Genomic DNA, 8887 nt, shown 5'->3' on the forward strand with positions numbered 1-8887 from the left:
CCTGGCGCCTTCGAAATTCCGCTGGTTGCGCAGAAAGTCGCCCAGAAAGGCGAGTTCGCAGCCATCATCGCTCTCGGCGCGGTCATTCGTGGCGGTACTCCGCACTTCGAATACGTGGCGGGCGAATGCACCAAGGGCCTGGCCCAAGTGTCCATGGAGTTCGGCGTGCCGGTCGCTTTCGGCGTCCTGACCGTTGATTCCATCGAGCAAGCCATCGAACGTTCCGGCACCAAGGCCGGTAACAAAGGTGCTGAAGCTGCCCAGTCCGCTCTGGAAATGGTCAGCCTGCTGGCGCAGTTGGAGGCCAAGTGATTAGCGACGAAAGCGATCGTTTCAACCCGCGCGATCCGAAACCTGCGGATGCCGGCAAGCCCTCGAAAAGCGTCAAGCGTCGCGAAGCCCGTCAGCTCGCCACTCAAGCGCTGTACCAGTGGCACATGGCCAAGCAATCGCTGAACGAGATCGAAGCGCAGTTCCGGGTCGATAACGATTTCAGCGATGTTGACGGCGCTTACTTCCGCGAGATCCTTCACGGGGTTCCGCAGTTCAAGACCGAAATCGACACCGCGCTCACGCCTTGCCTGGATTTGGCCATCGAAGAGCTGGACCCGGTTGAACTGGCGGTTCTGCGCCTGTCCACCTGGGAACTGCTCAAGCGCGTCGACGTGCCGTACCGCGTTGTGATCAACGAAGGTATCGAACTGGCCAAAGTGTTCGGTTCAACCGACGGCCACAAGTTCGTCAACGGCGTACTCGACAAGCTGGCCCCGCGCCTGCGTGAAGCTGAAGTGAAGGCGTTCAAGCGCTGATCGGCGCTTGAATACTTTTTCTCAGTCATGGGCGAGTTTGAGCTGATCCGCAATTACTTCGCCGCCGCGCCCTGTGCGCAGGGCGGCGAAGGCGTTGCACTGGGGATCGGCGACGACTGCGCCTTGCTGGCAGTTCCTCCCGGGGAACAGCTGGCGATTTCCACCGATACGCTGGTGGCCGGTGTGCATTTCGCCGACCCCTGCGATCCGTTTCTGCTCGGTCAGCGCTCGCTGGCCGTCGCGGTCAGCGATCTGGCCGCCATGGGCGCCACGCCCGTTGCCTTTACCCTTGCCCTGACTGTGCCGACGGTGACCGCCGAGTGGCTGCAAGCCTATGCCCGTGGTTTGAACCGCATGGCGCAGAGCTGCGGCGTGGCATTGGTCGGTGGCGATACCACGCGCGGGCCGTTGAGCTTGACCGTCACCGTGTTCGGCCGCGTCCCGGCCGGTCAGGCCTTGACCCGTAGCGGCGCGCAGCCGGGTGACTTGCTGTGTGTCGGCGGTGAACTGGGCAATGCCGCCGGTGCGTTACCGCTGGTATTGGGTCAGCGCGACGCCGCGCCGGACATCGCCCAGCCGCTGCTCGATCACTATTGGTCGCCGCAACCGCAACTGGCCCTCGGTCAGGCGCTGCGCGGCAAGGCGACTTCCGCACTGGATATCTCCGATGGCCTACTCGCCGATTGCGGCCACATCGCTCTGGCGTCGAAGGTGCGGCTTGAGATTGAACGCGAGCGCGTACCGTTGTCGGATGCTTTAGTGGCGTTTCTCGGCCAGCGCGGCGCCGAGCGCGCGGCGCTCAGTGGTGGCGATGATTACGTGCTGGCATTCACGTTACCGTCTGTCGAGTTGCCGGCGCTGCTGGCTGCCGGTTGGCCGATCCATGTGATCGGTCGCGTGGCAGAGGGGCAGGGCGTGGTGCTGCTGGATCGAGACGGCCACGACATCACCCCGCAAATCCGGGGTTATCAACATTTTCAGGAGACACCGTGACAGATCACCCGAAACAGGTTCCGGCCGAATTCGTTCCGCCGTCTGTCTGGCGCAATCCCTGGCATTTCCTCGCGTTCGGCTTCGGTTCGGGCACCTTGCCCAAGGCGCCGGGCACGTGGGGCTCGTTAGTTGCGCTACCCTTTATCCCGTTGTGGCAGATGCTGCCCGACTGGGGTTACTGGCTGATGCTCGGGATCACCATGCTGTTCGGCTTCTGGCTGTGCGGTAAGGTCGCCGATGATCTGCGGGTGCACGACCACGAAGGCATCGTCTGGGACGAAATGGTCGGGATGTGGATCACCCTGTGGCTGGTGCCGGAAGGCTGGTACTGGTTGCTCGCGGGTTTTCTGGTATTCCGCTTCTTCGATATTCTCAAGCCGTGGCCGATTCGCTGGATCGACCGGCATGTCCATGGCGGCGTCGGCATCATGCTCGACGACGTGCTGGCCGGGGTGTTTGCCTGGCTGGCGATGCAGGGACTGGTGTGGATTTTCGCCTGACCTTGCGGGCCCAGGCGTCAAGTGAGGTAACTAGGGATGGCTGTACGCTGGTTGGTGCTATTGGTTTTTGCCCTGCTGGGCACAGTGGCCAGTGCGCAGCAATCAGTGCCAGCGCCCTCGGTCATCCACCTGGCCAGCGAAGACTGGGAAGACTACACCGCCGCCGACGGCCATGGGCTGGGCTGGGATATCTTGCGCAAGGTGTTCGAACCGGCCGGGGTGAAACTGGATATTCGCACCGAGCCGTATACCCGTTCAGTGGGGCTGGCCCAGCGCGGCGAGGTCGATGCCTGTGTCGGCTCTTATCATCAAGAATTCAGCGAACTGCTTTATCCGCGCTGGAATTTCGACACCGATCACGTTTACGCGCTGGGCCTTGCCAGCAACCCGGCGCCGACGCCGGAAACCTTGGGCAGTTACCGACTGGCTTGGGTACGTGGCTACGACTATCAGAATTATTTGCCCAACGTGCGCGGCTATAACGAAGTCGTCCGGCGTACCGGGATTCTGTCGATGCTGACCCACAACCGCGCCGACTATTACATCGACGCGCTGACTGAGATCGACTATGTGCTCAGCCGGGCCAGGGATCCTTCGCAGTTCCGCACCACTCATATCGCTGAATTGCCGCTGTACCTGTGTTTCGCCAATACGCCACAAGCGCGGACGTTGATGGCGCTGTTTGACCAGCGCATGGAGCAACTGGTGAAAAGCGGTGAGCTGAAGCCGGTATTTGAGCGCTGGAAGCAGCCGTATCCGTTTAGTTCGCCCTGACGCGAAACCCCTGTAGGAGCTGCGGCACGCTGCGATCTTTTGATCTTGATCTTAAAAATCAGGATCAAAAGATCGCAGCCTCGTTTCACTCGACAGCTCCTACAGCGGTCCATGTTGTCCAGGAGTCATCAAACTTTTTGATCGTTATGCCCGATAATTCAGCCTAAGCGTCTGTAGGAACCTGCTGTTACAATGCCGCCCAGCGAATCTTCAGACTTTTTTAGATCAGGAGCACACCGGTGCCTGTCGTTTTTGTCGCCGCTTCCAAGCTGCCAACGCCTTTTGCGCAATTCACCATGCACGGTTTTCTCGATGAAGCCACCGGTCGCGAGCACGTCGTGCTGAGCCTGGGTGATTTTGCCGACGGAGCCCCGGTACTCGGCCGATTGCACTCCGAATGCCTGACGGGTGATGCCTTGTTCAGCCAGCGTTGCGACTGCGGTTCGCAACTCGAGGGCGCGCTCAAAGCCATCGCTCGCGAAGGTCGTGGCGTCCTGCTGTACCTGCGCCAGGAAGGTCGCGGCATCGGTCTGTTGAACAAGATCCGTGCCTACGAATTGCAGGACGGCGGCGCCGACACCGTTGAAGCCAACGAGCGTCTTGGCTTCGCCGCCGACCAGCGCGACTACGCCATGTGCCTGCCGATGCTCGAGCATCTGGGTGTGAAATCCCTGCGTCTGATGACCAACAACCCGCGCAAGGTCAAAGCCTTGACCGACATGGGCATCGTCGTCGCCGAGCGCGTGCCGTTGCACACCGGCCACAACCCGCACAACAAACTGTACCTGGCGACCAAGGCCAGCAAACTCGACCACATGATGGGCAATGAGCATCAGGGCGAGGTAGACCGGGCGTGACTCGCGGTCAGGTGCGCCGTCGCCTCAGCGTCGACTGGTGGAAATACCTGACGCTGGCGCTGGTGCCGTTGTTCGTGCTCAACGCCGTGTTCGGTCAAAGCGAGGCGATCCTGCCGGTACTGGCGATGCCGTTCTTTATCGCTGGTGTTGCCTCAATGTTTGTCAGCCTGAAATTTTTCGGCCGCTACAAACATGCGCTGATCGCCACGCAAAAAGCCCTCGATACCCCGGATGAGCCGACTGCATGGATCGCGCTCGCGGCGCGGCGCCGAACTGCCTTTCTCGCCGCGGCGTTGCCGGCGTGGATCGGCGCATTGGCGGTATTCGTCGGCCTTGAAGCCGTACCGCTGATGCTGCTGGCATTGTCCACGGCGGTGCTGTTCTACCTCTACCGTATCCCGCGTCAACTCGGCTGATGCGCCGTCTCTGGCTGGCGGTTCTGCTGCTGGCCGTCAGCGGGTCGACGCTGGCCGCTCTGCGCGTGGTCAGTCTCGCGCCGTCTCTTTCTGAAATCGTCGTTGATCTGGATTCGGCCGATCTGTTGGTTGGCGTGCTGGATGCGGGCGATCGGCCTGCTGCGATTGCGAATGTTCCCTCAGTCGGTCGCTATGGCCAACTCGACATGGAGCGTTTGCTCAGCCTCAAACCCGATCTGCTGTTGCTCTGGCCCGGCAGTGTCGGCCCGGCGCAGCGTGACCAGCTCAAGCGGTTGAACATCCCGACTTACGTCGCCGAGCCGCATACGTTCGAACAACTCACCACGCAGATCGAAGACATCGCCGGGCAACTGGGGCGCCCGGAACGTGGGGTGCAACGTGCGGCGGATCTTCGTAGAAAACTCGACGGCCTGCGCCAGCGCTATCGCCGGGATACGCCGCTGAAAGTGTTTTATCAAGTCTGGGACAAGCCGCTCTATACCATCGGCGGTGGGCAGATCATCAGCGATGCGCTTGAGGTGTGTGGTGCGCGCAATGTCTTTGGCGACCTGAGCCTGCCGGCACCGCAAGTGAGTGTCGAAGCGGTGTTGCAGCGTGATCCCGAGGTGATTCTCGCAGGTGATCAGGCGCAGCTTGAGGCGTGGAGGGCTTGGCCGCAGGTGGCAGCGGTGAGGCAGGGGAAACTGCTGTTGGTCACCGATAAAGGCCTCGAACGGCCGAGCGGCCAAATGATCGCCGCCACCGCCAAGCTCTGCCAAGTGATCGCGCCAGACAAATAATCCCTACAGGGAATTTCAGCGCAGCTCAGGCGTCCAGGTCACCCCAAACATCCACGCCCGACCTTCCTCACGATAGCCATACTGACTGCCGTCGTAACTGTAGTTCGCCCGGCTGTAACCCTTGTCCAGCAAGTTATCGACCTTCAGATCCAGCTTGATCTCGCGGTTCAGCGCCCAGCTGCTACGCAGCCCGAGCGTGCCGTAGCCACCCAGTGGCTGAGTGTTGTTCAAGTCGTCGTAACTGGCGCTGACTAATTGCCAACTCGCGCCGAGGCTCAATCGATCGAACTGACGGTCCATATCCCAACTGGCCGTACGCCGTGCCCGTCGCGCCAAGGTGTGACCTGTATCACGATCACGCGGATCGATAATTGCCACGCCAAGATTGCTCTGCCAGCCAAACAGCTCCTGCTTCAGCGCTGCTTCAAAGCCATTGATTCGTGCCGAGGCCACATTCTCCGGCCGCGAGTTGCTGCCGAAGATAATCGCGTCTTCCAGATCGGTGCGGTACAGCGAAGCTTCCAGTCGAGCGCTGTCACTCAACTGGCTGCGCCATTGCAGTTCGTAGCTCTTGGAGGTTTCCGGCTTCAGGTTCGGGTTGCTGAAGTCCGGGTAGTACAAGTCATTGAAGGTCGGCGCGCGGAAGCCCTCGCTGTAGCTCAGCAGCAAATCGTTGTCCGGGTTCTGCGGCAAGGTGAAGGTGCCACTCCAAGTGTTTTGGCTGCCGAACTGCTGGTTGTCGTCGTGGCGCAGGCCGAGTTCGGTGGAGAAGCTGTCGGCCTGATAACGATGCTGGATGAACGCGGCGCGGTTCCAGCGACTGTCCTCATCGAACGCAGTGCTGCTGTTGACTCGGTCTTCATACCAGTCGCCACCGAGAATCAGGCTGTTGCGCGCGTCCAGGGTCAGGTCGTTCTGCCAGTTCACCGAGTCGCGGTAGGTGTTGAACACCGTGCGCTCGTCGCTGAGCTTGTCGAGGGTCTTCTCGCGGTTTTCGCTGTGGCCAAATTCGACACGGGTTTTCCAGAGGTCGTTGACCCGAGCATCGACGTAACTGCTGATGCTGCTGACGTTGAAATCGCTGTACGGCTGCTGCTGCACCGACTCGAAGGTGGTCATGTCGAAGCGCCCGAACGGGTTGTCGAACTCGCTCTTGCCGCTGTTATCCAGCAGGTTGGCGCCGACTTCGATGTCATCGGTCAGCGCATGGCTGAGGCTCAGGCTGACGGACTTGTTGCGGTAGGCGTCATGATCGCCGTCGCTCGGATACGACGCGTGGGTGCGGTCGAGGCCGGCGGTTTCATCGAGGCTGGCGCCGAGGTTGAAGCGGGTTTTTTCATCGCCACCGGACAAGCCGAGACTACGTTCCCAAGTCTGGTTGCTGCCGAAGCCGACGTGCAGGCGTGGCTGTAATCCTTGTTCACTGCCGCGCCGGGTGAAGATCTGAATCACCCCGCCAATCGCATCGCTGCCGTAAATCACCGAGCGCGAGCCGCGCAGTACTTCCACGCGCTCGATCTGTTCGATGTTCAGGTGCTGCAGATTGCTGTCGCCGGAAGTGGAGCTGCCGATGCGTTGGCCATCAATCAGCACCAGGCTCTGCGCCGATTGCGTGCCGCGAATGTAGATCCCCGGCAGACTGCCGCGCCCGCCGGCCTGCGCCACTTGTACGCCCGGCACTCGACGTAGCAGGTCCGGCACGTCGCTCGGTTGCAGGCGGTCGATGTCTTCGCGGGTGAACACAGTGTTGGCGGCGCTGCTGTCGTTGCGTGCTTCGACTTGGCGGTTGGCGCTGATCAGGGTGTCTGGCAGTTTCAGGGCCTGATCGCGTTCGAAGGTGTCAGCGAGGGCGCTGGCGGTTGGCAGCAGAAGGAAGGGCAGGGCGAGGCGCGGGAGGTACATGGCAATCCATGGTTTATGCAAAACCCTGTAGGAGCTGCCGGAGGCTGCGATCTTTTGATTTTGCTTTGAAAGGTTTTGAAGCTACCGAAGATCAGGATCAAAAGATCGCAGCCTTCGGCAGCTCCTACAGGGGGACTGTCAGCTAGCGAGCAGTGCCAGACGTTGTCGGATCGAAGCTTCGATCCCGGCCTCATCCAGTCCGCATTCCGCCAGCATCTGCGCAGGCTTGGCGTGCTCGACATAAACATCCGGCAAGCCCAGGTGCAGCATCGACTTGAGGATGTTCTCGCGTGCGAGAAATTCGCTGACCGCGCCACCGGCGCCGCCCATGATCGCGTTCTCTTCGATGGTGACCAGCAACTCGTGGCTGCCGGCAATCTCGCGTACCAGCTCCTCATCGAGCGGTTTGACGAAGCGCATGTCGACCACGGTAGCATCCAGCTTTTCGGCGACTTTCAGCGCTTCTGCCAGTTGCACACCGAATACCAGCAGGGCGACTTTGCTGCCCTGGCGACGGACGATGCCTTTGCCGATTTCAATCGGCTCGAGGTCTTTCTCGATGGCTGCATTCGGGCCGCTGCCACGCGGGTAACGGACCGCCGCCGGGCCGTTGTACAGGTGGCCGGTGGTGAGCATTTTGCGCAGTTCGTTTTCATCGCTCGGGGTCATGATGACCATGCCCGGGATGCAGCGCAGGTACGACAGATCGAAGCTGCCGGCGTGGGTCGGGCCGTCTTCGCCCACTAAACCTGCGCGGTCGATGGCGAACAGCACGTCGAGGTTCTGTACCGCTACGTCATGAACGAGCTGGTCGTAACCGCGCTGGAGGAACGTCGAGTAGATCGCCACCACCGGTTTCGCGCCTTCGCAGGCCATGCCGGCAGCGAACGTCACCGCGTGTTGCTCGGCAATTGCCACATCGAAGTAGCGCAGCGGGAAACGTTCGCTGAACTCCACCAGATCCGAGCCTTCCTTCATTGCCGGGGTGATCCCGACCAGACGCGGATCAGATGCAGCCATGTCGCACAGCCATTCGCCAAACACCGCCGAATACTTCGGCCCGCCAGCTTTTTTCGGTGCAGCGGCCGGAGCGTCGACAGGTTCGAGCTTGGTAATCGCGTGGTAACCGATAGGGTCGACTTCCGCCGGGGCGAAGCCTTTGCCTTTTTTGGTGACGATGTGCAGGAACTGCGGGCCTTTCAGATCGCGCATGTTGCGCAGTGTGGCGATCAGGGTCGGCAGGTCGTGGCCGTCGATCGGGCCGATGTAGTTCCAGCCCAATTCTTCGAACAGCGTGCCGGGAACCAGCATGCCTTTTGCGTATTCTTCGGTGCGGCGGGCGATTTCCCAGGCGCCGGGCAGGCGCGACAGCACTTTTTTGCTGCCTTCACGCATGCTCGCGTAAGTGCGGCTGGAAAGGATCTTCGCCAGATAATTCGACAGACCGCCGACGTTGCGCGAGATCGACATGTCGTTGTCGTTGAGGATCACCAGCATGTTGGCGTTGACTTCCGGCGCGTGGTTCAGCGCCTCGAAGGCCATGCCTGCGGTCAACGCGCCATCGCCGATCACGGCAATCGCCTTGCGATCACTGTTTTGCAGGCGGGCGGCAATCGCCATGCCCAGCGCTGCGCTGATCGACGTGCTGGAGTGGCCGACGCCAAAGGTGTCGTACTCGCTCTCGGCACGACGCGGGAAGGCGGCGATGCCGTCCTTCTGGCGCAGGGATTCCATGCGCTCGCGGCGTCCGGTGAGGATCTTGTGCGGATACGCCTGATGACCGACGTCCCACACCAGCCGGTCGTCCGGGGTGTCGAAGACGTAATGCAGCGCGAT

10 protein-coding genes are annotated in these 8887 nt (G+C 61.2%); 8 read left to right on the top strand and 2 right to left on the bottom strand.

Going from position 1 to position 8887, the window contains the following annotated elements:
- The 8 genes from ribH to ACIOVB_RS18985 form a co-directional block, all read left to right on the top strand.
- Positions 1-312: 6,7-dimethyl-8-ribityllumazine synthase (gene ribH / locus ACIOVB_RS18950; RefSeq protein WP_401270277.1), on the top strand; the 312-nt coding region annotated here is incomplete at its 5' end.
- Positions 309-809, top strand: a complete 501-nt coding sequence (gene nusB, locus ACIOVB_RS18955; RefSeq protein WP_198796669.1) for a transcription antitermination factor NusB — start codon at positions 309-311, stop codon at positions 807-809. The genes ribH and nusB, both read left to right, overlap by 4 nt.
- Before the next feature lie 27 nt (positions 810-836).
- Complete coding sequence (gene thiL, locus ACIOVB_RS18960) at positions 837-1802, top strand: thiamine-phosphate kinase (RefSeq protein WP_401270280.1); 966 nt, start codon at positions 837-839, stop codon at positions 1800-1802.
- Entirely contained in the window at positions 1799-2302 is a 504-nt protein-coding gene (locus ACIOVB_RS18965) for a phosphatidylglycerophosphatase A (RefSeq protein ID WP_007910933.1), read from the top strand. Before thiL ends, ACIOVB_RS18965 begins: the two co-directional genes overlap by 4 nt.
- A gap of 36 nt (positions 2303-2338) precedes the next feature.
- Positions 2339-3076: a substrate-binding periplasmic protein gene (locus tag ACIOVB_RS18970; protein WP_401270283.1), complete on the top strand. Its 738-nt coding sequence runs from the start codon at positions 2339-2341 to the stop codon at positions 3074-3076.
- 239 nt (positions 3077-3315) lie between these two features.
- On the top strand, positions 3316-3933 hold the full coding sequence (gene ribA / locus ACIOVB_RS18975; RefSeq protein ID WP_095188498.1) for a GTP cyclohydrolase II: 618 nt from the start codon (positions 3316-3318) through the stop codon (positions 3931-3933).
- Positions 3930-4349 carry an MFS transporter gene (locus ACIOVB_RS18980; protein ID WP_401270285.1) on the top strand — a complete coding sequence of 140 codons (420 nt, stop codon included), beginning with the start codon at positions 3930-3932 and terminating at the stop codon, positions 4347-4349. The genes ribA and ACIOVB_RS18980 overlap by 4 nt, the downstream gene beginning before the upstream one ends.
- Positions 4349-5149, top strand: coding sequence for a cobalamin-binding protein (locus ACIOVB_RS18985; protein ID WP_401270288.1), 801 nt, complete (start codon positions 4349-4351; stop codon positions 5147-5149). The genes ACIOVB_RS18980 and ACIOVB_RS18985 overlap by 1 nt, the downstream gene beginning before the upstream one ends.
- 15 nt (positions 5150-5164) lie before the next feature.
- On the opposite strand, the gene ACIOVB_RS18990 is transcribed toward ACIOVB_RS18985, so the two are convergent.
- Complete coding sequence (locus ACIOVB_RS18990) at positions 5165-7051, bottom strand: TonB-dependent receptor domain-containing protein (protein ID WP_401270291.1); 1887 nt, start codon at positions 7049-7051, stop codon at positions 5165-5167.
- A gap of 138 nt (positions 7052-7189) precedes the next feature.
- A partial coding sequence (dxs, locus tag ACIOVB_RS18995) for a 1-deoxy-D-xylulose-5-phosphate synthase (protein WP_401270293.1) occupies positions 7190-8887 on the bottom strand: 1698 nt, incomplete at its 5' end.

Source organism: Pseudomonas sp. NPDC087639 (assembly GCF_044743385.1).
GTDB lineage: Bacteria > Pseudomonadota > Gammaproteobacteria > Pseudomonadales > Pseudomonadaceae > Aquipseudomonas.

What these genes read in the sequence shown, in the direction of transcription:
- thiL (WP_401270280.1), top strand. Translation starts at nt 837, where the DNA reads ATGGGCGAGTTTGAGCTGATCCGCAATTACTTCGCCGCCGCGCCCTGT.
- ACIOVB_RS18970 (WP_401270283.1), top strand. Translation starts at nt 2,339, where the DNA reads ATGGCTGTACGCTGGTTGGTGCTATTGGTTTTTGCCCTGCTGGGCACA.
- ACIOVB_RS18985 (WP_401270288.1), top strand. Translation starts at nt 4,349, where the DNA reads ATGCGCCGTCTCTGGCTGGCGGTTCTGCTGCTGGCCGTCAGCGGGTCG.
- ACIOVB_RS18990 (WP_401270291.1), bottom strand. Translation starts at nt 7,051, where the DNA reads ATGTACCTCCCGCGCCTCGCCCTGCCCTTCCTTCTGCTGCCAACCGCC.